The sequence below is a fragment of the Isoptericola sp. Y541 genome, from assembly GCF_059445465.1.
On sequence record NZ_JCAIUJ010000001.1, the window covers coordinates 59,082 to 84,264 of the forward strand.

At 74.6% G+C, this 25,183-nt stretch carries 30 protein-coding genes; 11 read left to right on the forward strand and 19 right to left on the reverse strand.

Annotated features, from left to right (window positions below):
* Positions 1-65 precede the first annotated feature (65 nt).
* On the reverse strand, positions 66-449 hold the full coding sequence (locus AC1C2V_RS00340; RefSeq protein ID WP_495387585.1) for an ankyrin repeat domain-containing protein: 384 nt from the start codon (positions 447-449) through the stop codon (positions 66-68).
* Between the two features lie 75 nt (positions 450-524).
* On the opposite strand from AC1C2V_RS00340, the gene AC1C2V_RS00345 reads away from it, so the two are divergent.
* Positions 525-1,061 (forward strand): putative glycolipid-binding domain-containing protein, encoded by a 537-nt coding sequence (locus AC1C2V_RS00345; protein ID WP_495387586.1) that lies wholly within the window; start codon positions 525-527, stop codon positions 1,059-1,061.
* 17 nt (positions 1,062-1,078) lie between these two features.
* Here AC1C2V_RS00345 and AC1C2V_RS00350 read toward each other — a convergent pair whose 3' ends face one another.
* From AC1C2V_RS00350 to AC1C2V_RS00405, 12 genes are all read right to left on the reverse strand, one after another.
* Complete coding sequence (locus AC1C2V_RS00350) at positions 1,079-2,293, reverse strand: globin domain-containing protein (protein ID WP_495387587.1); 1,215 nt, start codon at positions 2,291-2,293, stop codon at positions 1,079-1,081.
* 63 nt (positions 2,294-2,356) lie between these two features.
* Positions 2,357-2,800, reverse strand: coding sequence for an RrF2 family transcriptional regulator (locus AC1C2V_RS00355; RefSeq protein ID WP_495387588.1), 444 nt, complete (start codon positions 2,798-2,800; stop codon positions 2,357-2,359).
* Between the two features lie 77 nt (positions 2,801-2,877).
* A complete protein-coding gene (locus AC1C2V_RS00360) occupies positions 2,878-3,360 on the reverse strand; it encodes a hypothetical protein (protein ID WP_495387589.1) in 483 nt (160 codons plus the stop codon).
* The gene (locus AC1C2V_RS00365) at positions 3,357-3,845 is read right to left on the reverse strand and encodes a pilus assembly protein (RefSeq protein WP_495387590.1); all 489 of its coding nucleotides are present in this window, start codon (positions 3,843-3,845) and stop codon (positions 3,357-3,359) included. Before AC1C2V_RS00365 ends, AC1C2V_RS00360 begins: the two co-directional genes overlap by 4 nt.
* A complete protein-coding gene (locus tag AC1C2V_RS00370; protein ID WP_495387591.1) occupies positions 3,842-4,261 on the reverse strand; it encodes a TadE family protein in 420 nt (139 codons plus the stop codon). Before AC1C2V_RS00370 ends, AC1C2V_RS00365 begins: the two co-directional genes overlap by 4 nt.
* Complete coding sequence (locus AC1C2V_RS00375) at positions 4,258-4,683, reverse strand: VOC family protein (protein WP_495387592.1); 426 nt, start codon at positions 4,681-4,683, stop codon at positions 4,258-4,260. Before AC1C2V_RS00375 ends, AC1C2V_RS00370 begins: the two co-directional genes overlap by 4 nt.
* A gap of 22 nt (positions 4,684-4,705) precedes the next feature.
* Positions 4,706-4,897: a hypothetical protein gene (locus AC1C2V_RS00380; protein ID WP_495387593.1), complete on the reverse strand. Its 192-nt coding sequence runs from the start codon at positions 4,895-4,897 to the stop codon at positions 4,706-4,708.
* A 60-nt stretch (positions 4,898-4,957) separates the two neighbouring features.
* Positions 4,958-5,899: a type II secretion system F family protein gene (locus AC1C2V_RS00385; RefSeq protein ID WP_495387594.1), complete on the reverse strand. Its 942-nt coding sequence runs from the start codon at positions 5,897-5,899 to the stop codon at positions 4,958-4,960.
* Positions 5,896-6,753, reverse strand: a complete 858-nt coding sequence (locus AC1C2V_RS00390; protein ID WP_495387595.1) for a type II secretion system F family protein — start codon at positions 6,751-6,753, stop codon at positions 5,896-5,898. Before AC1C2V_RS00390 ends, AC1C2V_RS00385 begins: the two co-directional genes overlap by 4 nt.
* Positions 6,753-8,015: a TadA family conjugal transfer-associated ATPase gene (locus AC1C2V_RS00395; protein WP_495387596.1), complete on the reverse strand. Its 1,263-nt coding sequence runs from the start codon at positions 8,013-8,015 to the stop codon at positions 6,753-6,755. The genes AC1C2V_RS00390 and AC1C2V_RS00395 overlap by 1 nt, the downstream gene beginning before the upstream one ends.
* A 122-nt stretch (positions 8,016-8,137) precedes the next feature.
* Positions 8,138-9,064 carry an alpha/beta fold hydrolase gene (locus AC1C2V_RS00400; RefSeq protein WP_495387597.1) on the reverse strand — a complete coding sequence of 309 codons (927 nt, stop codon included), beginning with the start codon at positions 9,062-9,064 and terminating at the stop codon, positions 8,138-8,140.
* Complete coding sequence (locus AC1C2V_RS00405; protein WP_495387598.1) at positions 9,061-9,753, reverse strand: TetR/AcrR family transcriptional regulator; 693 nt, start codon at positions 9,751-9,753, stop codon at positions 9,061-9,063. The genes AC1C2V_RS00400 and AC1C2V_RS00405 overlap by 4 nt, the downstream gene beginning before the upstream one ends.
* A gap of 103 nt (positions 9,754-9,856) precedes the next feature.
* Between AC1C2V_RS00405 and AC1C2V_RS00410 the strand changes: the two genes are divergently transcribed.
* Positions 9,857-11,095 carry a pyridoxal phosphate-dependent aminotransferase gene (locus AC1C2V_RS00410; protein ID WP_495387599.1) on the forward strand — a complete coding sequence of 413 codons (1,239 nt, stop codon included), beginning with the start codon at positions 9,857-9,859 and terminating at the stop codon, positions 11,093-11,095.
* 27 nt (positions 11,096-11,122) lie between these two features.
* Here the strand turns inward: AC1C2V_RS00410 and AC1C2V_RS00415 are convergent, their stop codons facing one another.
* Positions 11,123-11,746, reverse strand: a complete 624-nt coding sequence (locus AC1C2V_RS00415) for a LysE/ArgO family amino acid transporter (protein ID WP_495387600.1) — start codon at positions 11,744-11,746, stop codon at positions 11,123-11,125.
* Positions 11,747-11,831: 85 nt separating this feature from the next.
* Between AC1C2V_RS00415 and AC1C2V_RS00420 the strand changes: the two genes are divergently transcribed.
* Entirely contained in the window at positions 11,832-12,794 is a 963-nt protein-coding gene (locus AC1C2V_RS00420) for a LysR family transcriptional regulator ArgP (protein ID WP_495387601.1), read from the forward strand.
* Positions 12,795-12,863: 69 nt separating this feature from the next.
* Here AC1C2V_RS00420 and AC1C2V_RS00425 read toward each other — a convergent pair whose 3' ends face one another.
* Positions 12,864-14,096: an LCP family protein gene (locus AC1C2V_RS00425; RefSeq protein ID WP_495387602.1), complete on the reverse strand. Its 1,233-nt coding sequence runs from the start codon at positions 14,094-14,096 to the stop codon at positions 12,864-12,866.
* Between the two features lie 119 nt (positions 14,097-14,215).
* Between AC1C2V_RS00425 and AC1C2V_RS00430 the strand changes: the two genes are divergently transcribed.
* The gene (locus AC1C2V_RS00430) at positions 14,216-14,596 is read left to right on the forward strand and encodes a PadR family transcriptional regulator (protein WP_495387603.1); all 381 of its coding nucleotides are present in this window, start codon (positions 14,216-14,218) and stop codon (positions 14,594-14,596) included.
* Positions 14,596-15,957, forward strand: coding sequence for a permease prefix domain 1-containing protein (locus tag AC1C2V_RS00435; protein ID WP_495388416.1), 1,362 nt, complete (start codon positions 14,596-14,598; stop codon positions 15,955-15,957). Before AC1C2V_RS00430 ends, AC1C2V_RS00435 begins: the two co-directional genes overlap by 1 nt.
* A 10-nt stretch (positions 15,958-15,967) precedes the next feature.
* On the opposite strand, the gene AC1C2V_RS00440 is transcribed toward AC1C2V_RS00435, so the two are convergent.
* Complete coding sequence (locus AC1C2V_RS00440; RefSeq protein WP_495387604.1) at positions 15,968-17,197, reverse strand: multidrug effflux MFS transporter; 1,230 nt, start codon at positions 17,195-17,197, stop codon at positions 15,968-15,970.
* Between the two features lie 92 nt (positions 17,198-17,289).
* Here AC1C2V_RS00440 and AC1C2V_RS00445 point away from each other — a divergent pair, with 92 nt between their 5' ends.
* A complete protein-coding gene (locus AC1C2V_RS00445; RefSeq protein ID WP_495387605.1) occupies positions 17,290-18,078 on the forward strand; it encodes an SOS response-associated peptidase in 789 nt (262 codons plus the stop codon).
* A gap of 21 nt (positions 18,079-18,099) precedes the next feature.
* Here the strand turns inward: AC1C2V_RS00445 and AC1C2V_RS00450 are convergent, their stop codons facing one another.
* Positions 18,100-18,855 (reverse strand): SDR family NAD(P)-dependent oxidoreductase, encoded by a 756-nt coding sequence (locus tag AC1C2V_RS00450; RefSeq protein WP_495387606.1) that lies wholly within the window; start codon positions 18,853-18,855, stop codon positions 18,100-18,102.
* A gap of 154 nt (positions 18,856-19,009) precedes the next feature.
* Between AC1C2V_RS00450 and AC1C2V_RS00455 the strand changes: the two genes are divergently transcribed.
* Positions 19,010-19,891: a helix-turn-helix transcriptional regulator gene (locus AC1C2V_RS00455; protein ID WP_495387607.1), complete on the forward strand. Its 882-nt coding sequence runs from the start codon at positions 19,010-19,012 to the stop codon at positions 19,889-19,891.
* 34 nt (positions 19,892-19,925) lie between these two features.
* On the opposite strand, the gene AC1C2V_RS00460 is transcribed toward AC1C2V_RS00455, so the two are convergent.
* Complete coding sequence (locus AC1C2V_RS00460) at positions 19,926-21,038, reverse strand: adenylate/guanylate cyclase domain-containing protein (protein ID WP_495387608.1); 1,113 nt, start codon at positions 21,036-21,038, stop codon at positions 19,926-19,928.
* A 20-nt stretch (positions 21,039-21,058) separates the two neighbouring features.
* Complete coding sequence (locus AC1C2V_RS00465) at positions 21,059-22,000, reverse strand: biotin--[acetyl-CoA-carboxylase] ligase (RefSeq protein WP_495387609.1); 942 nt, start codon at positions 21,998-22,000, stop codon at positions 21,059-21,061.
* 112 nt (positions 22,001-22,112) lie between these two features.
* Between AC1C2V_RS00465 and AC1C2V_RS00470 the strand changes: the two genes are divergently transcribed.
* The 4 genes from AC1C2V_RS00470 to AC1C2V_RS00485 all read left to right on the forward strand — a co-directional run bounded on the left by AC1C2V_RS00470 (position 22,113) and on the right by AC1C2V_RS00485 (position 25,160).
* A complete protein-coding gene (locus AC1C2V_RS00470; protein WP_495387610.1) occupies positions 22,113-23,723 on the forward strand; it encodes an acyl-CoA carboxylase subunit beta in 1,611 nt (536 codons plus the stop codon).
* 62 nt (positions 23,724-23,785) lie between these two features.
* Entirely contained in the window at positions 23,786-24,352 is a 567-nt protein-coding gene (locus AC1C2V_RS00475; protein ID WP_495387611.1) for a hypothetical protein, read from the forward strand.
* Positions 24,349-24,591, forward strand: a complete 243-nt coding sequence (locus tag AC1C2V_RS00480) for an acyl-CoA carboxylase epsilon subunit (protein ID WP_495387612.1) — start codon at positions 24,349-24,351, stop codon at positions 24,589-24,591. The genes AC1C2V_RS00475 and AC1C2V_RS00480 overlap by 4 nt, the downstream gene beginning before the upstream one ends.
* Positions 24,588-25,160 (forward strand): hypothetical protein, encoded by a 573-nt coding sequence (locus AC1C2V_RS00485; RefSeq protein WP_495387613.1) that lies wholly within the window; start codon positions 24,588-24,590, stop codon positions 25,158-25,160. The genes AC1C2V_RS00480 and AC1C2V_RS00485 overlap by 4 nt, the downstream gene beginning before the upstream one ends.
* Positions 25,161-25,183 lie beyond the last annotated feature (23 nt).

The window sequence follows — 25,183 nt, forward strand, 5'->3', positions numbered from 1 at the left end:
TCAAGGTTACCCGCCACCGCGGGTTCCCCTCACGTGCCCCAAGTCAGCCTGGGGTCCGCCCGGTGTCAGTCCCGCTCGGGCAGGGTGCGGCCGAACATCTGCGCGGTGTCCCGGGCGCTGGGCGTGCCCGCGTCGGGGTCCGCGCCCGCGGCGAGCAGCGCCGCGATCACGTCGTCGGAGCCCTTGAAGACGGCGCCCGCGAGCGGCGACTGCCCGCGCGCGTTGACGCGATCGACATCGGCGCCGCGCTCGGCGAGGCCCCGCACGAGGCCCGCGTGCCCGTGGTAAGCGGCGAGCATGAGCAGCGTGTTGCCTGCCGCGTCCGCGTGGTCGGCCGGCACGCCCGCGTCGACGAACTCGAGCAGCAGGTCGGAGCCCGCGCGGGCGAGGTCGAACATCTGATCGAGATCGACCGGCAGTCTGTCCACCGGCGGCTTGTCGTCGGGCATGCGGGCGAATCTACCGGGCGGCCCGCGGGCGGGCTCCCCGTTCCTCCCCGATCCTGAAGCCGGAGGTGGTCCGCGGTGGCGTCGTACGGGTGGCGGGGGCTCGAGACGGGCAGCGTCGAGCATCTGGACCTCAGGGAGCGCGACGGCCTGCTACGGGCCCGGTCGGTGGTCGACCTCGGCCCGGAGCGTCTGGAGTACGCGTTGGAGCTCGACCCGGCGTGGATGTTCCTGGCCCTGCGGGTGCGGTCGTCGTCGGGGCGGGAGCTCGACCTGAGCAGGGACCCCGCGGGCGCCTGGCTGGTCGACGGGGCGGCTCGGTCCGACCTCGCCGACGCGGTGGACGTGGACCTCTCGTTCAGCCCGTTCACCAACACGCTGCCGATCCGCCGCCTCGACCTGGCGGTCGAGACGGCGGCGGACATCGTCACGGCACACGTCGACGGGGCGACGTTCGAGGTCGCGCCCGACACCCGGCGGTACACCCGGCTGGCGCCGGACCGCTACGTCTACGAGTCCGGCGACGGCGACTTCCATCGCGAGATCACGGTGGACGACGACAAGTTCGTCGTCGACTACCCCGGGCTCTTCTCCCGCCTGCCGGTCGCCGGCTGACCATCGGCGCGGGCGGGTCAGGCCGCGGCGATCTCCCGGCCGGGGCCGAATACCTCGTGGTGGATGCGGTCGTCCGTGATGCCGCGGCCCAGCAGGGCCGACTGCACCACCGTCATGAAGGGGGCCGGCCCGCACAGGTAGGCGTCCGCGTCGTGCGGCAGGTCGACATCGGCGAGGTCGATGAGACCGGATCGGAGCCGGTCGCCCCCCGCTCGCGTGCCGAGGTCCTCGTACCACCGGTGCAGCTCCGCCGTCGGGATGTCGGCGACGAGCGCCCGCAGCTCGGCGCGGTGCGCGTGCCGCGCGGGCGAGCGGTCGGCGTGCAGCACGACCACCCGCCGCGTCGTGCCGGTGCGGCGCAGGTGGTGCAGGAACCCGATCATCGGGGTGATGCCGATGCCCGCCGAGACCAGGACGAGCGGGTTCTCGCCCTCCACCAGCGTGAGCTCGCCGAACGGTGCCGAGACCTCGAGCGCGTCCCCCTCGAAGACGTTGGCGTGCAGGTGGTTCGACACCTCCCCGGCCGGGGAGATCCGGTCCGCCCCCGCCACGGGCGGGAGCGCCTTGACCGAGATCGTCCACACGTCGGCCGCCCCCGCGCCCGTGAGGCTGTACTGGCGGATCTGGCGCGCGCCGTCGGGCAGCGTGACGGCGATCGAGACGTACTGTCCCGGCCGCGCCGACGGCAGCGGCCCGCCGTCGGGCGCGGCCAGCTCGAGCGAGACGGTGTCGGGCGACTCCTGCACCCGGCGGCGGACCTGCACCGTGCGCCACACGTCGCCCGGCGTCACGCCAGACTCGGCGTACAGGCCCAGCTCGACCGACACGAGCGCGTCGGCCATGTCCCAGTAGACCTCGTCCCACGCGGCGGCCACCTCGGGCGTCACCGCGTCGCCGAGCACCTCGACGATCGCCGCGAACAGGTGCTCGTGCACGATCGGGTACTGCTCGGGCAGGATGCCGAGCGACGCGTGCTTGTGCGCGATCCGAGCGAGCACCGTGCGCGGGTCCGGCCCGTCGCCCACGAGGAGGGTCGCGTAGGCGGCGATCGCCCCGGCGAGCGCCCGCTGCTGGTCGCCGCGGGCCTGGTTGCCGCGGTTGAACAGGTTCCGCTCCAGCTCCGGGTGGGCCGCGAACATGCGGCGGTAGAAGATCGGTGTGATGTCGCCGATCGCCCCGCCGATCACGGGCAGCGTGGCGCGGACGACGACGGCGGACTCGGGGCTGAGCATGGATGACTCCTGTCTGGTGTTCTACGGTGCTGGCCGGACGCGCCGGGCGTGCTCGGTGGGCGGTCAGCCGGGCGGGCGTGCTCCGATGTGCAGGAGCAGGTCCCGGGTCGGTGGTGCGGCGACGTCGGCGATGGTGACCGGGTCGAGAGCCGCGAAGAATGCCTCGCGGGCGTGCGCGAGCGCGCCGCGCAGCCGGCAGCCGCCCCGCAACGGGCACGGGTTGGCGCCCTCGCACTCGACGACCTCCCCGTCGCCCTCGAGGGCTCGGGCGACGAGGCCGACGGAGGTGTCCCGGGCTGCGTCGGCGAGCCGCAGCCCGCCCGTACGACCCCGCCGTACCTCGACGACCCCGAGCCGGCCGAGCTGCGTGACGACCTTGGCCGCGTGCGCCGCGGGCACGTTCAGCGCCTCGGCGAGCACCCGCGTCGTCGCGGTCCGTCCGTCGTCGAGCACGGCGAGGCGCATCACGATGCGCAGTCCGAGGTCGGTGAATGCGGTGAGCTGCACACCCGCAGGTTAATCAAACTGGTATCTCAAATGCGCCTTTTTGCGCTGTGGCCTGCCCCACACGTCCCGGCGCGGGCTCAGCCGGCGCGGGCGGACGACGTAGCGGCCACGGCGAAGCCGCCGCCGAACGCGTCCGTGAACCACCGGACCAGCGGCGGGTGCGACGTCGCGACCAGGCCGACGCGCGCCGTCCGCCCGTCCGGCGAGGCCGCCTCCACGATCCGCAGGCCGTCCAGGCCGTCGGCCTCGCCGGGGTGCGCCGCGAGATAGGCGACCGCCGACTCCTCGACGTCCGCGTCGGTGAGCGTCAGCACCGCCGACCCGCTCGGCGCGCGGGCCTCGCCGGCGTAGAACCGGTCGGGCGGCATCGCGTCGGCGGCGTCGGCCGCGAGCGCGTCGGCGAGGTCGTACAGGTGCTTGCGGTCCAGGTGCACTGCCGTCGCCGACGCGACCATCCCGACGATCATGAGCGCCAGCGCCACCACGCCCGCGGTGAGGAGCATGATCCGGCCGTCCTCGGGTCCGGGCTCGACCCGGCCGCGTCCTGCGCGTGCGATCACGGCCGCACCTGCCCGTACTCGTCGACCGTCGCGACGTGCGTCGCGGTGACCGGGATCTCGAGCGGTACCCAGCTGCGCAGCCCCGTGGGCACGAACGGCAGCGGCACGGTGAGCCGGGCCCGCACCCCGACGGTGGCGCCGGGCGTGAGGCAGGGATCGGCGGAGCACTCCAGCTCCACGACGCCGTCCCCCGCGTCGAAACCCTGGTCGGCGAACGCGATGCCAGCCGCGGCCCGGGCGCGCTCGCCGCCCGCGGCGGAGGAATCCGCGGTGACCATCGCCCGCCCCGCCTCCCGCGCCGCGCCCTCGACCGCGAACGCCCCAGCCTGCACCTGCGCCAGCGTCAGCACCAGGTACACGAGCGGCACCAGCAGCAGCACCGCGGTGCCCAGGAACTCGACCAGCGCTGCACCGCTCTCGCCGTCGACGTCGGTGCCGGGCACGGTGCCGGGCACGGTCTCGACCCGGGCGTCGGCCGCGCTCATGCCTCCTCCAGGGCATGCCCCTGCAGGGTGAGCACCCCGGACGGGCCGAGGAGCCCCACCACCGGCAGCGGGACCTGGACCGTCACCTCGACCACATCCAGGCCGTCCAGGCGGGTCTGCTGCACCGACACGTCGTCCGCGTAACGCGAGCCGAGCGACGACGCCAGCAGCTCCCGCGTGCGCGTGGCGCCACTGGCGAGGTCCCGGTCGGCCCGGGCCGCGATCCGGGCGCCCTCAGCCGCCGCGTCGATGGTCAGCGCCCGCACGTGCATCGCGAGCGCCACCTGCACCACCCCAAGGAAGAGCGCGAGCACGAGGGCCGAGACCATGAGGAACTCCGCGACCGCCGACCCCGACTCCCCGTCCGGACGGGACCACGACGCCCGCGTGCCCGGTCCGGCCCCGACACCCGTCACGCACCCGGCCCGTCGATCGACGCGTGGATCGGCTCGCCGACCGGCGATGCCCACGACGGGCGCGCGACCAGGCAGAACGGGTGCCCGGCGGAGTCTGCGTACACGTCCCCCGCGCCGCTGCCGGGAGGCTCGGGCGTGAGCCGGCGCGCCCCGATCGCCAGCACCTGGGAGTGCGCGAGGACGATGTCGTCGACCATGACGTCCAGGTGCAGCTGCTGCGGGCGCGCCGGGTCGCCCCAGACGGGCGGCCGATGGTCGGTCGCACGCTGGAACGCCAGGCCGGAGTGTCGGTCGCTCCGCGCGACCACCACGAAGTCGTCGCTCCGGGAGGTGATCGGCTCGCCGAGCACCGTGGACCAGAACGTCGCGAGACCGAGCGGGTCGGGACAGTCGACGACCGTGTGGTGCAACCGACCGATCATGATTCCTCCCGCACCGCGCGGCTCAGCCGCCGGTGACGCTGGAGATCGCCTGGGTAAAGGCGTCCTCCAGCAGCGGGCTGGCGATGGCCCACAACGCCACGACGAGGCCCGCCGTCATGAGGGTGACCAGCACCCACCCTGGCACGTCGCCGCGTTCCGGGTCGTCGGCCGCGGGCCGGTCGGGCTGCCGGTTCTCGGTCTCGTCGTGCTGCATGGTCGGTCCTTTCGGGTGGTGCCGCGCCTGCGCGGCGGGATCGGGGTCACGACGCACGGCTCACAGGCCGATCTTGAGCGTGGCGAGGGACGGGAAGACGGCGAACACGACGGTGATCGGCAGGATCAGGAAGACGACCGGGACGAGCATCGCGACCTCCTTCTTCCCGCCAGCCTCCATGAGCGCGCGGCGGCCGGACTCGCGGACGTCCTGCGCCTGGGCGCGCAGCACGTCGGCGAGCGGGGTGCCGCGCTCGAGCGCGACGGCGACGCCCTCGGCGAAGCGTGTGAGCGAAGGCAGGCCGGTGCGGTCGGCCATCGAGGTCAGGGCGGCCGCGATCGGCGCGCCGGCGCGTACGTCGGCGAGCATGGCGCCGATCTCGCCGGAGAGCTCGCCCCGGGCCGTGGACGCCACCCGTTCGAGCGCGGGCACCGGCCCCTCGCCTGCGGTGACAGCCAGGGCGAGCAGCTCGGCGATCGTCGGGAACTCGGCCAGCATCAGCTCCTCGCGGCGCCGCACGGCCCGGCTCAACCACTGGTCGCACAGGACGAACCCCGTCGCCCCGCACAGCAGGACGAGGGCCGCCAACGGCACCGGCGACGACCCGCGCGTCGCGGCGAGCAGGAGCGCGAGCACCAGCCCGGCCGCGAGGCCCAGCGCGGCGGAGACCACCTGGCGCGCGCGAAACGCCTCGACGCTCTCCGACCAACCCGCCCGGTCCAGGCGGCGGCGCACGTCGGCGCGCGTGGAGCCGAGCCGCTCGAACCAGTGCGCGGCGTCCGCGATCCACGGGGCGAGCAGGCGTTCGAGCACCGGGAACGGGGTGTGCGTGGCTTGGTCGCGCAGCAGGCCGGAGGTGGCGTCGCGGGGGCGCAGGGCCGGGGCGAGCCGCTCGTCGAGCGTCATGCGGCGCGCGCGGACGCGGGAGACCACTAGCAGCAGGCCGAGGCCCCCGAGGAGCCCGATCAGGGCGCCGGGCGCGGAGATCCAGTCGCCGCTCACCGCAGCACCCGCCCTTCCTCCGGCAGCCGGCCGATGCGGCGCATCAGCCAGTACGCGACCAGGGACGTCGCGCCGCCCGCCGCGAGCACGCCCACCCCGGCCGGCGAGTTGTACGCCTGCGCCGTCTCGGGCCGCGTCGCGAGGAACGCCAGGACCACCCACGGCCCCGCGGCCGCCAGGCGGGCGCCGTTGACCGTCCAGGACTGGCGTGCCTCGAGCTCGCCGCGGGTGCGGGTGTCCTCGCGCAGGAAGGACGACAGCGTGCGCAGCAGCCGGCCGAGGTCGGTGCCGCCCACCTCCCGCGTGAGCCGCAACGCCTCGATGATCCGGTCGGCCACCGGGTCCGCGAGGCGGGCCTTGAGCAGGTCGAGGCACTCGCCGAAGCGGCCCGTGGCCCGGTAGTCCGCCGCGAAGCGCGCGAAGGGCTCGCGCAGCTCGGCCGGCCCCCGCTCGCTCAGCTGCGCCACGGCCTCGGGCAGGGACAGGCCGGCCCGCACCCCCGAGGCGAGGTGGTCGACGACCTCCGGCCAGACGTCCCGCAGGTCCCGGCGCCGCCTGCGCGCCCGCACCCGCACGAGGGTCTCCGGGGCGACGGCCGCCATCAGGGCGAAGCAGGCGGCGATCGCCGGCGAACGCGTCAGCGCCAGACCGGCGAGCAGGATGAGGACCCCGGTCGTCGCGCTCAGCCACCACAGGGCAGCCGGCGTCACCGACGGCGCGCCCGCCTGGACGAGCAGGTCCTGCACGGCGGCGCTGCGCCCGTCCCGGCGCACCGGCCGCGACGCCGGTTCCCAGAAGGACAGCCACACGCACACCAGGCCCGCGCCGAGGAGCAGGCCGACCACGACCCCCATCAGCGACTCCCGGCCAACATGGACCGCACGTCGATCCCCACCCGCGCGAAGCGCTCCTCGCCCGGCGGGAACCCGTCCCCGCGCACGAGGTCCCCGCCCTGCTCGGCGGGGAGCCGGTGGAAGATGCCTGCCGTCTCGACCCGGTCGGCCTCGACCCGGCCGGTCACGGCGACGACCTCGCGCACCTGCCGGGCGCCGTCCGACGACACGTCCAGGTGCACCACCAGGTCGATCGCCGACGCGACGGTCGGCACGACGAAGCGGTCGGACACGTTCTCCCCCGCGAGCAGCGGCAGCGTGCACATCTTCGTGACCGCCTCGCGGGCCGAGTTGGCGTGCACCGTGCACATCCCGGGAATACCCGCGTTGAGGGCAACGAGCATGTCGAAGCTCTCGGCCTCCCGCACCTCGCCGATGACGATGCGGTCGGGGCGCATCCGCAGGGCCTCCTTGACCAGGCGGCGCAGCGGGATCTCTCCGGTGCCCTCGAGGCTGGGCTGCCGGCACTGCATGGCGACGTGGTCGCGGGCGGCGAACCGCACCTCGAAGACCTCCTCGCACGAGACCACCCGCTGCCCCGCGGGGATCGAGCCGGCGAGCGCGTTGAGCATGGTGGTCTTACCGGCCTGCGTGGCCCCCGAGACGAGCACGTTCAGCCCGGCCCGGACGGCGGCGTCGAGGAATGCGGCGGCGTGCGGGGTGAGCGAACCGAGGCGCACCAGGTGGTCGAGGTGGTCGGCCCGCACCAGGTGCTTGCGGATGTTCACCGCCATGTGCTCGCGGGTGACGTCCGGGATCACCACGTGCAGGCGCTCCCCGCCGGGCAACGACGCGTCGACGAACGGGCTGCTCAGGTCCAGGCGGCGACCGCTCGCCTTGAGCATCCGCTCCACGAGGTCGCGCACCTGGGCGGCGGTGAGGATCGTCGTCGTGAGCTCCGGGACACCGCGCCGGGCGACGAACACCTTGGCCGGGGTGTTGATCCAGACCTCCTCGACCTCGGGGTCGTCGAGGTACTTCTGCAGCGGGCCGAGCCCGCCGAGGGCGTCGACGACGGCGCGGACGGCGTCGTGCGGGTCGACCAGCGGAGGGACCAGGCCGCGCGTGGCGCGCTCGGTGTAGTCGGCAGCGGCCTCCGCGACGAGCCGTTCGAGCCCCGCCCGGTCGCGGACGGGGTCGATGGCGCGGCGGCGCACCAGCTCGCGCACCTCGTGCTCGAGGATGGCGGGTGCGGCGGTCGGCGCCACCGTGTCGATCGACACTGATCTGTTCCCTCTCGTGGTGCCGCGACGGTGCGGCGGCGGCAAGGCGGCACCAATATAAGGGTCCCGGGCAATGGCGCGGCGCCGACCTGTGGACAACCCTGTCCGGCGCCCCGGGAGCGTTACCGGATCGCGTGCGCGAGGAACTCCCTGACCAGCCGAGTCGTCTCCTCGGGTCGGTCGTAGGTCACGATGTGGCCGGCGTCTCGCATCGTGAACAGTTGCGAGCCCGGCGCGGCCGCGGCGGCGGCCGCGAGCTCCTCGTGCCCCACGAGCGGGTCGGCGTCGCCGCGCACCCACAGGCTCGGCACGCGCAGGCCCGGCAGCTCGGGGATGCGGTCCACGGCCATGGAGAACGGCCCGTAGGCGCGGGCCATCCAGTCGTCGAGGGCGGGCTCGCCGTGCGCGGCCTTCGCCCGCGCCTCCTCGACCGCCAGCGCGACGATCTCCTCGAAGCCGTCGGTGCCCTCCCCCGCGGTGAGGTTGTCGACCATCGACCGCCGCACCAGCGCGGGGCGCCGGGCCAGGTACCGGCTGGTGAGCCGCATCAGGCCCGGCGCGCGCAGCGCCAGCCAGGTGAGGAGCTGCGCCTTGCGCCGCGCGCCGATCCCGCCGGGCCCGATCGCCACCAGGGCGTCGACGCGCTCCGGGTGGTCCAGGGCGTACCCGACGGCGACGCCGGCCCCCAGCGAGAGCCCGACGAGCGCCGCGTGCTCCAGGTCGAGCGCGTCGAGCAGGTCGCCGAGGAAGCGGCGGTAGAAGGCGTCGTCGAGGAGCCCCGGCCACGGGCGGCTCCCGCCGTGACGGGGCAGGTCGACCAGGTGCACGCGGTGGTCGACGGCGAGCCGCGGCGCCACCGCCCGCCACACGCCCCGTGCGGTGTCCAGCATCCCGCCGTGCAGCAGCAGCACCGGCGGGCCGGTGTCGCCCGCGCGGTACGCCCGCACGGGGCCGCCGGAGACGGTGAGGTCGGACCACCGGGCGAAGACGTCGGCGGCGTCGCCGGCGGGGTCGGCGGTGGTCTCGGTGGGGTCAGTCATGTCGGTCATGCGGGATCCTCCGCTTGGTCGAGCTGGTGGTCGAGGCGGGCGAGCAGGTCCAGCTGCGCCGCGCGGGCGGCGGCGGTGTCGGCGGGCCGGCCGGTTGCGAGCCCGTGGCCGACGAGGTCGGCGAACAGCGCGACGGCGTCGCGCAGCTGCGCGTCCGTCGTGGCGCCGAGGGTGCCCGGGGCGTGCACGAGCCCGACGGTGAAGACGGCGAGCACGCGCACGACGGTCTCGCGCGGCACCGCGGCGTCGAGGACCCCGGCGTCCTGCAGCCGCGCGACGTACGCCGTCAGCCAGTCGAACCGGTCCCGGTAGCGGCCCTCGCCGGACGCGGCAACCTCCCGGACGTGCTCGCCCAGCACGGCGTCGTCGCCCAGCCAGAGCGCGCGCATCAGCGGGTCGGCCAGCAGCGCCTCGACGCCGAACCGGTAGACGGACGGCAGGTCGACCAGGCCGGGGGCGTCGAGCACCCGTCGATGCACCTCGGCGGTGAGCGCGCGGGTGCTGCGCCGCAGCACGGCGTCGAGGATCGCCGCCTTGCCGGGCAGCTCCAGGTAGACCGCACCCTTGCCGATCCCGGCCCGCGCGGCGACGTCCGCGACCGTGGTGCGCTGCCAGCCGTGCTCGAGGATCAGCGCGCGGGCGGCGTCGAGGATGCGGGCTCGGCGGTCCGGGACGAGCGGGCGGGGCACGGAGGACTCCTTAGTGACCAGATTGATATATCTGGTCACTACCATAGCCGGACGCCCCTACCGCATCCACCCCGTGCGGTTATCGTCGATGACCATGCCGACCATGCCGACCATGCCGACAGCGCCGCTCACTCCCCCGCCCGGCCGCTGGCACGACGTCGCCCGCGCGACGGGCCTGCTCTCGCCCGACGGCGCCGTCGCGCAGACGATCTTCGCGGAGATGACGGCGCTCGCCGCGCGCACCGGCGCGATCAACCTCGGCCAGGGCTTCCCCGACGTCGACGGCCCCGCGTACATCAAACAGGCGGCCAAGGACGCCATCGACGCGGGCCGCAACCAGTACTCGCCGGGCGACGGCGTGCCCGAGCTGCGCCGCGCGATCGCCGACCACCAGCGCCGCCACTACGGCCTCGACGTCGACCCGGACACCGAGGTGCTGGTCACCACCGGCGCCACGGAGGCACTGGCCGCGTCGATCCTCGCCCTCGCCGGCCCGGGCGACGAGGTGGTCACCCTCGAGCCGTACTACGACTCGCACGCCGCGAGCATCGCGCTGGCCGGCGCCACGCACGTGCCCGTGCCGCTCACCGCCGAGGGCCTGCGGCTCGACGCCGCCGCGCTGCGTGCCGCGGTCGGACCGCGCACGCGGCTCATCGTGGTCAACACCCCGCACAACCCCACCGGCACGGTGCTCACGCGGGCCGAGCTGGAGCAGGTCGCCGCCGTCGCGCGCGATGCCGGCGCCGTGGTGCTCACCGACGAGGTCTACGAGCACCTCGTCTTCGACGACGCCGTGCACGTGCCGATCGCCACGCTGCCCGGCATGGCCGAGCGCACCCTCACCGTCTCCTCCAGCGGCAAGACGTTCAGCCTCACGGGCTGGAAGGTCGGCTGGGTGCACGGCCCCGCCGAGCTGATCACGGCGGTGCGGACGGTCAAGCAGTTCCTCACCTACACGTCGGGCGCGCCGTTCCAGCCCGCCATCGCCCTGGCGCTCGCGGACGACGACGCCCCGCGCGCGCTCGCGGCCTCGCTCGCCGCGCGCCGCGACCTGCTGTGCGACGGGCTGACCGCCGCGGGCTTCGACGTCGTCGTCCCCCAGGGCACGTACTTCGTGGTGGCCGACGGCGGCCCGCTCGGCTTCCCCGACGGACACGACCTGTGCCGCCGGCTGCCGGAGCTCGCCGGCGTCGTGGGCGTGCCGGTCTCCGCGTTCTGCCGCGCCGGCTCGGCCACGGCCGACGCGCTCGCCTCCCGCGTCCGGTTCACGTTCGTCAAGCGCGAGGACGTGCTGCGCGACGCGGTCGGGCGGCTCCACCGGCTCTCCCCCGCCGCTGGTTGAGCCTGTCGACACCGGCTTTCGACGGGCTCAACCGACGGGCGCCAGGAGGGTGACCGCGACGACGACCATGATCGCCGCGACGATGCCGTCCACGACGCGCCACGCACCCGGCCGCGCGAGCACCGGTGCCAGCAGGCGGGCCCCGTAGCCGAGGCCGACGAACCACAGCACGCTCGAGACGACTGCGCCGGCGGTGAACATCCAGCGCAGGTCGCCGTGCGAGGCCGCGAGCGAGCCCTGCAGCACGATCGTGTCCAGGTACACGTGCGGGTTGAGCCAGGTGAGCGCGAGGGCGGTGAGCAGCACGGGCCGCAGCCGGCGCCCGGCGTCGGGCGCGGCCCCGGACGACGCGGCCTCCAGGCCGGCCTCCTCCCCGCGCCACGCCCGCCGCGCCGCGAGCGCCCCGTACCCGAGCACGACGGCGGCGCCCAGCCAGCGGGCGGCCTCGACGACGGCCGGGTGGCTCACGACGAGGGCGCCGAGCCCCGCGGTGCCCGCGGTGTACAGCAGCACGTCGGATGCCGCACACACCGCGACGACCACGCCCACGTGCTCGCGTCGCACGCCCTGGCGCAGCACGAACGCGTTCTGCGCGCCGATGGCGACGATGAGGGAGAGGCCGAAGCCGAGGCCGGCGAGGACGGTGAGCACGCGTCGACGGTAGGCGGGCCGGGCAGATGAAGTCCATCTACTGTTTCTTCATCTGATGAAGCCTCGCTTCATCTAGGGTGGCGGGATGAGATGGGACTCCCGACAGCTCGAGGCCCTGGCCGCCGTCGTCACGGAGGGGTCGTTCGAGGCCGCGGCCCACGCCCTGCACGTCACGCCGTCCGCGGTGAGCCAGCGGGTGCGCGCCCTGGAGAACGCGGCGGGGTCCGTGCTGGTACGCCGCACCCGCCCCGTCGCGCCGACCGAGCCGGGCCGCACCCTGCTGCGCCTCGCCCGCCAGGTCGAGCTGCTCGGCGCGGAGGCCTCCCGCGAGCTCGGCCCGCAGGCCGAGGCCTCGGGTGGCGACGACGCCCCGCCCCCACGCCCGGTGACCGTGCCGCTCGCCGTCAACGCCGACTCGCTGGCCACCTGGGTGATGCCCGCGCTCGCGCGGGTGGAGGACGTGTCCTTCGACCTCTACCGCGAGGACCAGGACCGCACCGTGGACCTGCTGCCCGCCGGCGTCGTCATGGCCGCCATCACGTCCCAGCGCGAACCGGTGCAGGGGTGCACGTCGGTGCCGCTCGGCATCACCCGGTACCGCCCCGCCGCCGCCCGGCACGTCGTCGACCGGTGGTTCCCCGACGGCCCCACGCTCGAGGCCCTCGACCGCGCCCCGATGATCGTGTTCAACCGCGCCGACGACCTGCAGGACCTCTGGCTGCGCGAGCGCGCCGCCACCGCCGGCGCCGCCGTCCCGGACCCGCCGCGGCACCACGTGCCGAGCACGTCCGAGTACCTCGACGCGATCCGGCGCGGCCTCGGTTGGGGCATGTGGGGCCCGCTGCCCGGCCCGGACGCGCGGTTCCCGCTGCTCGGCGACGCGCTGGAGGTCCGGGCCGGCGGGCGCGGCGGCGTGCGGCTGCTCGACGCCGACGCCGTCGTGGACGTCCCGATCTACCTGCAGCAGTGGAAGCTGCGCTCGTCCGTGCTGGACCGGGTATCGCAGGCCCTGCGCACCGAGGCCCGCCGCGCGCTCCCGCAGGCCTGACCCCGTCGTCGCCGGTCGAGCCTGTCGAGACCCCCGTGGTTTCGACAGCCTCAACCAGCGAAAAGCGCGTCAGGCGCAGACGCCGGGCAGCAGCGTCGGGCTGGGCGACGGGTCTGAGGACGGCGTGCCGGCCCCCCCGTCGTCCCCCGCGTCGGGCGAGGGGACCTCGTCCTCGACGGCGGTGGCGTCGGTCGGCTTCGTCGTGCCGCCAGCCGTCGGCTCCGGGCTGCCCGGCGGCGCGTCGTCGGCGATGATCCGCTCCCAGACCGCCTCGGCCTCCGCGGTCCACTCCACCCGGTTGGGGTCGCTCGGCGCGTTCACCACCGGCACGGAGGTGAACACGATCTGCGCCGGGTCGAGGTCGCGGATGCTCCAGGCGAGGCCCGCGAGCGCCGTGGGGCTCGCGAGCTGGGGGCTGGTGGAGATCGCGCCGAGGATCTCCCGCACCATCCGGTACAGGCGGGGCGAGTCGGTGATGACGTTCTGCGACAGGACCTCGCGCATCGTCGCGTCGAAGAACGCCTGCTGGCGCTCGATCCGCTTGAGGTCGCTACCGATCTCCAGGCCCATGCCCTCGCCCTTGCGGGCCCGCAGGAAGTTGATGGCCGTGTAGCCGTCGAGCTTCTGCTCGCCCTTCGGCAGGTCGAGGTCGACGCGCTCGCCCCTGACCGGCTCGGGCAGGCACATGGTGACGCCGCCGATGGCGTCGACGACGCCGATCACGCCCGTCATCTCGACGACGACGTGGTCGGTGACCGGCACCCCGGTGAGCTCCTCCACCGTGTGGATGGTGCAGGCCGCGGCCCCGGTGACGTCCTTGTCGGGCCCGCCGCCGAGCGTGAACGACGTGTTGAACATCGCGTTCGACTGCGACGCGGTCTCGCCCCCGCCGGGCAGCGGGCACGACGGGATGTCCACGAGGGAGTCGCGCGGGATCGAGACGGCCTCGATGCGGCTGCGGTCGCCCGAGATGTGCACCAGCAGCGTCGTGTCGGAGTGGAACTCGTCGCCGGCGCCCGCGATCTCGGCGTTGGCCTCGTCGCGGAAGTCGGTCCCCATGACCAGGATGTTCAGCGCCTTGCCGGCGAACGGGTCGTCCGGGTCCTCCGCCACCGCGGGCCGGTTCCCGTCGTCGCCCAGCAGGGCGTCGACGTCCGACACGCCGATCTGGGAGCGCAGGTCGAGGAACGTCGCGACCGCGGCCGCCGCGCCGAACGCCAGCACCGCAGTGACGACGAGGGCGATCGAGCGGACGACGCGATGCGAGGCGATGCTCGGCGCGTGCCGGGGCTGGGTCCGCACAGCGCGAGCATAGGCCGTGAGCAGCGCGTTCGCGCGAGAAGTGCCGGTCTCTCCGCTTCACGACACACCTAGATCTGCTAGGTTTGACACCCCTAGCAGATCTAGACATGGGGTGGGTCGTGCACATCGACAAAGACCTCGTCGCGGCCTCCGCGACCCCGCTGGTCCTCGGGATCCTCGCCGACGGCGAGTCGTACGGCTACGCGATCGGCAAGCGGGTGAACGAGCTCTCCGGCGGCCGCATGGAATGGACCGACGGGATGCTCTACCCCCTCCTGCACCGCCTCGAGCGGCTCGGCCTCGTCGTCGCGTCGTGGGGCACGTCCCAGGCGGGCCGCCGACGCAAGCACTACGCGATCACGGCTGCGGGTCGTGACGCGCTGGCCGAGCGCCAGCAGCAGTGGTCCGTCGTCGCCGAGGTCCTGCAGCAGGTATGGAAGGCCGCGCAGGCGCCGCCCGCCGGGCCGGTTCTCGGGACGACGGCGGAGGGGTGGGCGTGATGCGCGACCACGAGCAGGAGCACGCGCAGCTCGAGGCGCAGATCGACCAGTGGCGCTCCTACGTGCAGCGCAGCCGGGCCATCTCGGCCGCCGACGTGGACGAGATGGAGGACCACCTGCGGGGCCAGGTCGCCGACCTGACGGCGACCGGGCTCGACGACGACGAGGCGTTCCTCGTGGCCGTCCGCCGGATGGGCAACCTCGACGCCGTCTCGCGCGAGTTCGCCCGCGAGCACTCCGAGCGGCTCTGGAAGCAGCTCGTGCTCGTGCCGGACGGCCCCGCCGAGGAGCACGCGCCGGCGTGGCGCGAGCTCGCCGTCGTCCTCGCGCTCGCCGTCGGCGCCGGGATCGCCGCCAAGGTCGGGCTCGCCGCGTTCCACGACGACACCGTGCTGCTCCGGAACGTTCCCCTCCTGACCGCGCCGTTCCTGGCCGGCTACTTCGCGTGGAAGCGGCGGCTCACCTGGCGGGCGGTCGGGGCGCTTCTGATCCCGTTCGCCCTCCTCGCCGTCGTGCTCAACGTGTACCCGTACGACCCGGCGGGCTCCACGGTGCTGCTCGCCGCCCTGCACGCGCCGGTCGTGCTGTGGGCCCTGGTCGGCGTCGCGTACGTCGGCGGCCGGTGGCGCGCCGAGGAGCCCCGCATGGACTTCGCCCGCTTCACGGGCGAGCTCGCCGTCTACGTCACCCTGCTCGCGCTCGGCGGCGGCGTGCTCGTCGGCCTCACCGCCGCGACTCTCGGCCTCGTCGGCGTCGACATCGAGCCGGCGCTGGAGCAGTGGATCCTGCCGTTCGCGGTGCCCGGCGCGGTCGTGGTGGGCGCCTGGCTCGTCGAGGCCAAGCAGGACGTGGTGGAGAACATCGCCCCGGTGCTCACCCGCGTCTTCACGCCCCTGACCACTGTGATGCTGCTGGTGACGCTGGTCGTGCTGGTCGGCGCGGGGGACCTCGCCGCCGCGGACCGCGACCTGCTCATCCTCATGGACGCGATCCTCGTGCTGGTCCTGTGCCTGCTGCTGTACTCCATCTCGGCGCGTGACTCGCTCGCCCGGGCGGGCTGGTTCGACGGCCTGCAGCTGCTGCTCGTCGCGGCCGCCCTCGCCGTCGACGCGGTCGCGCTGACGGCGATGCTCACCCGCATCGCGGAGTTCGGGTTCAGCCCCAACAAGGTCGCGGCCCTCGGCCTCAACCTCCTGCTGCTGGTGCACCTGGCGCGCTCGGGATGGCTCCAGCTCGCCTTCCTGCGCGACCGGGCGCCGTTCGGCGCGCTCGGCCGCTGGCAGACGCAGTTCCTGCCGGTCTACGCGGTGTGGGCCGCGGTGGTGGTCGTGGCCTTCGGGCCGGTGTTCGGCTTCGCCTGACGGCGACCGCTCACGCCAGCTTGACCCAGCCGTCGCGGCGGTAGGCCGGGGTGGCGAACCCCAGCACGGCCAGCGCGCCTGCCAGCGCGGCGAGCATCACCCACGACATCGCGACGACGTCGCCGCCCAGGACGCCGACCAGCGGCGAGACGAGCCCCGCGACGCCGGACTGCACGGCGCCGATGACGGCCGCCGCCGACCCGGCGCGCTCGCCGTGCCGCGACAGCGCGATCGCCGACGCGTTGGCGGGGATCAGTCCCTGGAAGGCGAGCACCAACCACAGCACAGCGAGCAGGCCGATCAGCCCCCCGGCCCCGGTGAGCGCCACGGCCAGCAGGCCGATCGCGACGACCCCCTGGATCGCGAGCGCGGCGCGCAGCAGGCGGATCGGGGCGACGCGGCGCACCAGCGCCGCGTTCACCTGCGCGGACAGGACCAGGCCCAGCCCGTTGGCGGCGAACAGCAGGGAGAACTGCCCGTGCGTCAGCCCGTAGCCCTGCTGGAAGATGAACGGCGAGCCGACGACGTAGCTCATGAGCACGGCCTGGCCCAGCCCGGGGATGACCGCGAGCGCCATGAACTGCTTGTCCTTGATCAGCGTGCGGTAGCCGGCGAAGATGCTGCGCACGCCCCCGCCCTGCCGGCGCTCGACGGGGAGCGTCTCGGGCATGAAGCGCGAGACGACGAATGCCATCGCGACGCCCGCGAGGGCGAGGAAGCCGAAGACCCAGCGCCAGCCGGCGGCCGCCGCGACCGCGGAGCCGAAGGTGGGCGCGAGCATCGGCGCGACGCCGATGACGAGCATGAGGCGCGACAGGATGCGGGCGGCCTCGGCCCCGACGAAGCGGTCGCGCACGACCGCCATGGCCGCGACGCCGCACGCGGCGTTGAAGAAACCCTGCAGCAGGCGCAGCACGATGAGGATCGTCATGTTCGGCGCGATGGCGCACAGCAGCGAGGTCACGACGTGCAGGGCCAGCCCCCACATGAGCGGCGCCCGCCGCCCGAAGCGGTCGGAGAGCGGCCCGATCGTGAGCTGACCCAGGGCGCCGCCGACGAGCATCACGGACACCGAGAGCTGCGCGAAGGACGCGGTGGAACCCAGGTCCACCGCCACCTCGGGCAGCGACGGCAGGTACATGTCGACGGTGAACGCCGGGAGCGCGGCGAGCGCCCCGAGCATGAGCACCCAGCGGTACGGCGAGCGGGCGCGCGGGGACGTCGCGGGTTCAGCGGGCATGGCCGCCATCCTATCGAATCGATACGACGCCGCCCAGGGAGTTGGCCGCCCAAGGCCCCGCGACTGTCGGTGGGATGCGTCACGATGGACCCATGTGCGGCCGCTACGCGTCCTTCCGTGACGCCCAGGACATCGCCGACGACCTCGCCGTCGCCGAGATCGCCGAGGACGCACGCGTCCTGCCCGCCTCGTGGAACGTGGCCCCGACGGACCCGGTGCGGATCGTCGTCGAACGCCCGAAGCGTCTCGAGGGCGGCAGTACCGGCGAGATCACGCGCACGCTGCAGGTCGCGCGCTGGGGCCTCGTCCCGTCGTGGGCGAAGGACCCGTCGGTGGGCGCGCGCATGATCAACGCCCGCACCGAGACGCTGCTCGACAAGTCGACGTTCGCCAAGCCCCTCGCGGCGCGGCGCTGCCTGCTGCCCGCGGACGGCTACTACGAGTGGCGCAAGCTGGACCTGCCCGACGGCGCCCCTACCCGCGCCAAGGTCCCGAAGCAGCCCTACTGGATCCACCCGGACGACGGCGGCCTCGCGGCCCTCGCGGGCCTCTACGAGTTCTGGCGCGACCGGTCCAAGGCCGATGACGACCCCGACCGCTGGCTCGTCTCGACGACCGTCATCACCACGGCCGCGTCGTCCGACCTCGAGCGCATCCACGACCGCATGCCCGTGGTGCTCCCGCGCGCGTCGTGGGACGCGTGGCTCGACCCGGCGGTCGGCGCCGAGCAGGCGATGGGCATCGTCACCGGCCCGCAGGTCGGCATGGCCACCCGCCCCGTCGGCGACGCCGTGGGGTCGGTGCAGAACAACCGCCCCTCGCTGCTCGACCCCGACCCCGACCCGCGGGACCCCGACGTGGTCACCACGGGCCGTGGCTGAGGCGTCACGCGCCCGACGGCGTCACGCGCCCCCGGAGACCGAGACGGCCTGGCCCGTGATCCCCGTGTTGGCGGCCGAGCCCAGGTAGACGATCGAGTTCGCGACCTCCCGCGCGTCGAGCAGACGGCCGAGCGGGGCGCGCGCGGCCTGGGCGTCGCCGAACGCCTCGACGATCCCGCCGTTGCGCACCGTGCGCGTCAGCCCCGGAAGCACGACGTTCGACAGGATGTCGCCGTCCCTGCCCAGCGAGGACGCGATGGTGCGGCTGAAGCCGTGCAGCGCGGACTTGGCGGTCGCGTAGTACTCGGTGCCCTCGGCGCCGTCGTTCACGAGGCTCGACGACAGGTGCACGAGGCGACCCCACCGCTGCGTGCGCATCGTCGGCGCGACGGCGCGCGTGAGCCGCACCGCGCCCTCGATGTTGGAGCGCAGCGTCGGCACCCAGGCGTCGTCCGGCGCGTGCTCGAAACCTGCCGCGGCCTCCGGCGCGGTCCCGCCCCACGACACGGCGTTGTTGACCAGCACGTCCACGCGCCCAGTCCATGCCAGGGCCGCGTCGCGCAGCCCCTCGGCCGCGCCCTCCTCGTCCTGGTCGTAGCGGACGACGAGCGCCCGGTCGCCGATCTCCTCGGCGACGCGCGCCGCGTCGTCCTTCGACTCGCGGTACGTGACGACGACGTGCGCGCCCTCGGCGCCGAACGTCGCGGCGACGTGCCGCCCGATCCCTCCCGACGCCCCCGTGACGACGACGGTGCGTCCCTGCAGTCCCAGGTCCATGGCGGTTCCCCTCGTGTGCGAGCCGGTGGTGCGGCGCCCGGTCGGCGTCCGACGTCGACCACCGTCGCCCGTGCGCCGCGCAGTGGGGAGGCCGCGCCGAGACTGGCCGTGGCAGGGCCACCCTCGCGCCGGGAGGCGCGCCTACGCTGGCCGCATGACCGACGACAGCGACCGGATCGACCGCGACCTCGGCTCCCTGCTGCGCGGGTACCGAGAGTCGGTCGGCCCGCGGGACGTGGGCCTGCCCCCGGGCGGGCGGCGACGGACCCCGGGGCTCCGCCGCTCGGAGCTGGCGGTGCTCGCCGACGTGAGCGTCGAGTACCTCACCCGGCTGGAGCAGGGCCGCGACCGGCGCCCGTCCCCCGCGGTGGTCGGTGCGCTGGCCGACGCGCTCCGCCTGGGTCACGACGAGCGGCGGGTGCTGCTGCTCGCCTCCAAGGACGCACTGGGGACCGGCACCTGCCTGGCCACCACCTCCGGCGACGATGTCCCGGCGGGCACCCGCGCCGTCCTGGACCGCCTCGCTCCGGCGCCCGCGGTGCTCCTCGACCGGTTCGGCGCGGTGCTCGCGTGCACGCCCGCCTACCGCGCGCTCCTCGCCCCGGCGGGGCTGTTCGACACCGCGCCCGCGCAGCCGACCGTGGCGCACGCCGTCCTGACCGACCCGCGCGCCCGCGCCCTCTTCCCCGACTGGGAGGCCGTCGCAGACCGGGTTGTCGCGGACCTGCAGCGCGGGTCCGTCCCGTCCGACCCGGTGCTGGCGGAGCTCGTGGACGCGCTCACCGTGCTCGCGGGCGCCGCGTTCACGCAGCGGTGGGCGCGACCCCTCGCCGACCGAGGTCGCAGCGCCGTCCTCCGGCTGGACCACCCCGCGGCCGGGCCGCTGCGCGTGGAGCCGCAGGTCCTGGTGCCCGCCAGCGGCGAACACCTGCGGATCGAGCTGCTGCTGCCGGCCGACGACGCGAGCGAGAGGGCGCTCGACACCCTCGCGGCCGGGGGCCGGGGGCTGCGCGTGGTACGCAGCGACGCCTCGTAGTCAGGGCGTCATCAGGCACTTCGGCCCCGACGGCTCAGGAGCCCGTGTACGCGCGCTGCAGGCGCACCGGCGTGATCTCGCCGAGGCCCTGCACCTCCTGCGTCGGCTGGGCCGTGAGCGCGTAGCGGGACGACGACGCGAGCAGCGACGCCGTGTGCGGGTCGACCAGCACGGTGGCGGGCTCGGCGAGCTCGGTGATCCGGGAGGCGAGGTTCACGTCCGAGCCGAAGACGTCGCCGAACCGCGACAGCACCCGCCCCCACACGAACCCGACCCGCACGGGGATCTCGGCCTCCGTGGCGTGCGGCGCGGCCAGGCCGAGGGCCACCTCGGCGCCCGTCGTGACGTCGTCGGCCACGAACAGCACGGCGTCGCCGATGGTCTTCACCACGCGCCCGCCCGCCTCCGTGATGACGTCCCGGGCTCGCGACTCGAAGAGCTGCACGAATTCCGACAGCTCCTGGGAGCCGAGGCCAGCGGTGCGCTTGGTGAACGAGACGATGTCGGCGAACCCCACCGCGCGGGGTAGCGGCAGCTCGTCGTCCTGCGCCTCCGTCGCGCCGCGGGCGCCGCCGAACTCCGTGGCCAGCCGGCCCGTGAGGGCGGCGAGCTGGCGCCGCCAGGCGTGCTCGAGCTGCCGGGAGAGCCGTTCGGTCAGGTCGGGCATGCGATCCAGCGCGGCGAGCCGGGCGCTGACGTCGTCCAGGCCGTCGCGCCGGCTCAGGTGCTCGACGAACGCCTCCACCTGCCACAGCGCCAGCCGGTCCGTGGTATGCCCGAGCGAGCGGATCAGCGTCATCTGCGCCTGCTCGTCCAGCCGCTCGGAATCCACGAGCTCGCCGATCTCGCGCAGGGCCTGCATGTCCGCGTCGGTGAACCAGACCTCCGTCGGATGGGTGACCGGCAGCCCCAGCCAGCGCCAGTAGTGCTCGATGAACTCCCGGGAGTGGCCCGTGCCCTCGACCAGGTCCGACAGCGTGTACCGCCGCGGGCCGCCCAGGATCTCCTCGTCGAGCCGCGCTGCCGTGTCCCCTGCCCGCCGGGGCTCGTCGCCGCGGGTGACCCGGCGCACCGAGGCACCCGAGCCCGGGGCGTCCGCCGCGTCGTCGGTCGGCAGATCGGGTCCCGTCGTGGTATCGCTCGTCACGCCCCCACTGTAGCCAGCGTCTACTGCGGTGAGAACCCGCTGTACCCCGGCTGGGAGCCCCGCTCCGCCGGTCGGGTGCGCAGGTGGTGCACGTCCCCGGCGGTCACGGTCCGCTCGCCGTCGGCGGTCGCGATCACCAGCGCGCCGTCGTCCGCGACACGGGCCGCCGTGCCCTCGACCACCTCGCCGCCGCCCGCGAGCTCGGCTCGCACGCGCGTCCCGAGCGTGGCCGACGTGGCCGCGTACTCCTGCGCCAGCCCCGCCGCGGAGGCGTCGCCGCCCGCGGCCTCGAGCCGGCCGACGAGGTCCACCAGCTCGCGGACCAGCGCGGCGAGCAGCGCGCCGCGGTCCGGGTCGGCCCCGGTTCCCGCACCGGCACCGGCACCGAGCGCCAGCGACGTCGCGGTCGGGACGGGCAGCTCCGCGGCGGTCTGGTCCACGTTGAGCCCGACGCCCACCACGACGGCGGTCGGCGCCCCGGCGACGGCGGTGCTCCCGGGCACCACCTCCGCGAGGACGCCCGCCACCTTGCGGAAGAATCCCAGGCCGGGCGCCTCGGTCGGCGCGGGCAGCAACACGTCGTTCGGCCACTTCACCCGGGCCCCCGGGGCGACGGCCCCGTCGCCCACCGCCCGCACCACGGCCAGTCCCGCGAGCAGCGGCACCCAGCCCAGCGCCGCGGGGCGCAGGCGGGGGCGCACCAGCACCGAGACGGTGAGCGCCGCCCGCGGCGGCGCCTGCCACGCGCGGCCCGCCCGCCCGCGGCCGGCCACCTGGTGTTCCGCCACGAGCGCGGCGGGGGCGGGCCAGTCGCCCGGCGCGCGGCCCACGGCCGCCACCAGGTCCGTGTTCGTCGACGCGGAGGCCTCGACGACGTCGAGTCGGGCGAGGGGTCCCGACGGCGCGAGCAGGTCGCGGCGCAAGGCGTGGACGTCCAACGGGGCGCGGCGGTCACAGGTCACGGCACGATGGTGCCGCACCGCTCGCGCTTTGTCGGGTCCCACCAAAGAACGGAGCCTCCCCGCAGCCTGTCGCGCATCGATCCGTGGCAACCCACCAACTAGGGTCGGTCGGGTGAACGATGCCACCACCGCAGCCGACCCGCAGCCCTCCGGCACGGCCGCCAAGCTCGCCGACCTGGATCGCCGCCGGGCCGAGGCCGTCACCGACGCCGAGGAGAACGCCCGGGCCCGGCAGCACTCCCGCGGCAAGAAGACGGCGCGCGAACGCATCGACGCACTGCTGGACGAGGGCAGCTTCGTCGAGCTCGACGCGCTGGCCATGCACCGCAGCCGCAACTTCGGCCTCGACAGGCGCCGGGTCGCCGGCGACGGCGTCGTCACGGGCCACGGCACGATCGACGGCCGCCAGGTGTGCGTGTTCAGCCAGGACTTCACCGTCTTCGGCGGGTCCCTCGGCGAGGTGCACGGCGAGAAGATCGCCAAGGTCCAGGACCTGGCGCTGCGCACCGGCGCGCCGATCATCGGCATCTCCGACGGCGGCGGCGCGCGTATCCAGGAGGGCGTTGCCGCGCTCACCCAGTTCGCGGAGATGTTCCGGCGCAACGTGGCGGCGTCCGGCGTGATCCCCCAGATCTCCCTCATCCTCGGCCCCAGCGCGGGCGGCGCCGTCTACTCCCCCGCCCTGACCGACTTCATCGTCATGGCCGACGGCACGTCGAACATGTTCATCACCGGCCCGGACGTGATCCGCACGGTGACCGGCGAGGACGTGGACTTCGAGACGCTGGGCGGGGCCCGCACGCACAACTCGAAGTCCGGCGTCGCCCACTACCTGGGGGCCGACGAGGACGACGCGATCGACTACGTGCGCCACCTCGTGGGCTACCTGCCGCAGAACAACCTCGGCGACGCCCCCGCGTTCCCGCCTGAGGACGAGACCCCGCTGGAGGTCACGGCCGACGACGAGGCGCTCGACGTCATCGTCCCCGACAGCGACAACCAGCCGTACGACATGCGCGCAGTGGTCGAGACCGTCCTCGACCCCGACTCGTTCCTCGAGGTGCAGCCGCTGTTCGCGCAGAACGTGCTGATCGGCTTCGGGCATGTCGAGGGTCAATCGGTGGGCATCGTCGCCAACCAGCCGCTGTCCATGGCGGGCACCCTCGACATCGACGCCGCCGAAAAGGCCGCCCGGTTCGTGCGGACCTGCGACGCGTTCAACCGGCCGGTCCTGACGTTCGTCGACGTGCCCGGCTTCCTGCCCGGCGTGGGCCAGGAGCACCAGGGCATCATCCGTCGCGGCGCCAAGCTCATCTACGCGTACGCCGAGGCCACGGTCCCGCTCATCACGGTGATCACGCGCAAGGCGTACGGCGGCGCCTACATCGTCATGGGGTCCAAGCAGCTCGGTGCCGACGTGAACCTCGCCTGGCCGACGGCGCAGGTCGCGGTGATGGGCGCGAGCGGCGCGGTGAACATCCTGCAGCGCTCGGCGCTCAAGGAGGTCGCCGAGACCGGCGGCGACGTCGAGGCGGAGCGGGCGCGGCTCGTCGCGGAGTACGAGGACGCGATCGTGAACCCGTGGGACGCCGCCGAGCGCGGCTACGTGGACGCGGTGATCCGCCCGTCCGAGACGCGCGTGCAGGTGGTGCGCGCCCTGCGGGCCCTGCGCACCAAGCGCGCCAGCCTGCCGCCCAAGAAGCACGGCAACATCCCCCTGTGACGGGCCCGCTGGTTGAGCCTGTCGTCCGTCGACAGGCTCAGGAACCGAGAGAGAATGTCTGAATGAGCCACGAGGACGCCACGCACGGACCGGCCCCGCTGGGGTCGGTGCAACCCGAACCGATGCACCGCGCGGTCGACGCGCTGGCGGAGGCGCTGCACGAGTACGTGCAGACGGCGGTCGGCGTGCGCGCCGAGTTCGGCGCCGCCGAGGCGGACGAGGACCCGCGCGTGCTCGCGCTGGAGAGCCGGGTGGGCCAGCTCAACGCCGCCGTCTTCGACGCGCTGCACGACGGCCTCGGGATGCATCCCGACCTCACCAGCTCGGTGTGGGAGGCGGAGGAGGACGAGGAGCCCGAGCACGCGCACGACACCCCCGAGGGCGCGGTGCCCGCCGAGGTCTTCTACCTCGGGTTCGTCGTCGCCGACCCGGCGCCGGGCGCGAGCATGACCCTCGACGGGGTCGTGGAGCTGCTCGACGAGGCCGGGAACGACGTCGCGCAGCGGCTCTTCGACGGCGGCTACGAGGTGGCGGAGTGGGCCACGTCACGCGGCGCCGCGGTGGACTTCGGCGCCGACGAGGGCGACGACGACGAGCCCGACGACGACCCGCTGGGGGGTGCCCGATGACGCGCGAGGTCCGCGTGGTGCGCGGCCGGCCCGACGACGTCGAGGTCGCCGCGCTGGTGGCCGGGCTCGCGGCCGTCGCGTCGGCGAGCGGGCTGCCGGACGACGAGGCGCCCGTCGAGGAGTGGACCAACCGCGCGCGAACGGTGCGCGGCAACGGGGCCGGCGTCACGGCCAAGAACTTCGGCGGCCGGTGGGGCCGCCACAACGCGGACGCGTGGCGCTGGAGCCTGCACTCGTGAGCGTCGTCTGGCAGCAGGTGGAGAGCGCCGACGGGGCGGACGCCCCGCTGACCGAGCTGCCCACGCCGCCGCGTCCCGGCTGGCTGCGCCGCTGGCTGTGGGCGCCGGCGCTCGTGGTGACGGCCGGGCTGTACGTACTGCGGCGTACCATCGAGAACCCGTCCGGGGAGGTCGAGCTCTGGCTGTTCATGGGCGTGCTCGCGGGGCTGATGGTCACCGCCGTCGCCGCCCTGGTGCGCTACCGCGACGACCAGCGCCGCGCCGCCGACGCCCGCGCGGCGACGGCGTTCGCCGCCGGCGCGCGGTCCACGACGGGCACGGTCGCGGTGAACGGCCGCACGACCAACTCCGGCCTCCTGATCAGCGGCGTCGTGTCCTACCCGACGGACGACCCCGCCGCCGGCACGGCCGAGCAGGCGTACTCGCTGCTGGTGCGCGGCGACGACGCACCGCTGCCGCCGCGCGACGGCGACCCCGTGGCCGTCTGGTGGGCGCCGGAGACCGACACGATCGTGGTGCGCTACCACCGGGACTGGGCCGACGCCGTGCGCCGGCGCGCCGGCCGCTGAGGCCGGTTCCCGCCGGACGCTGA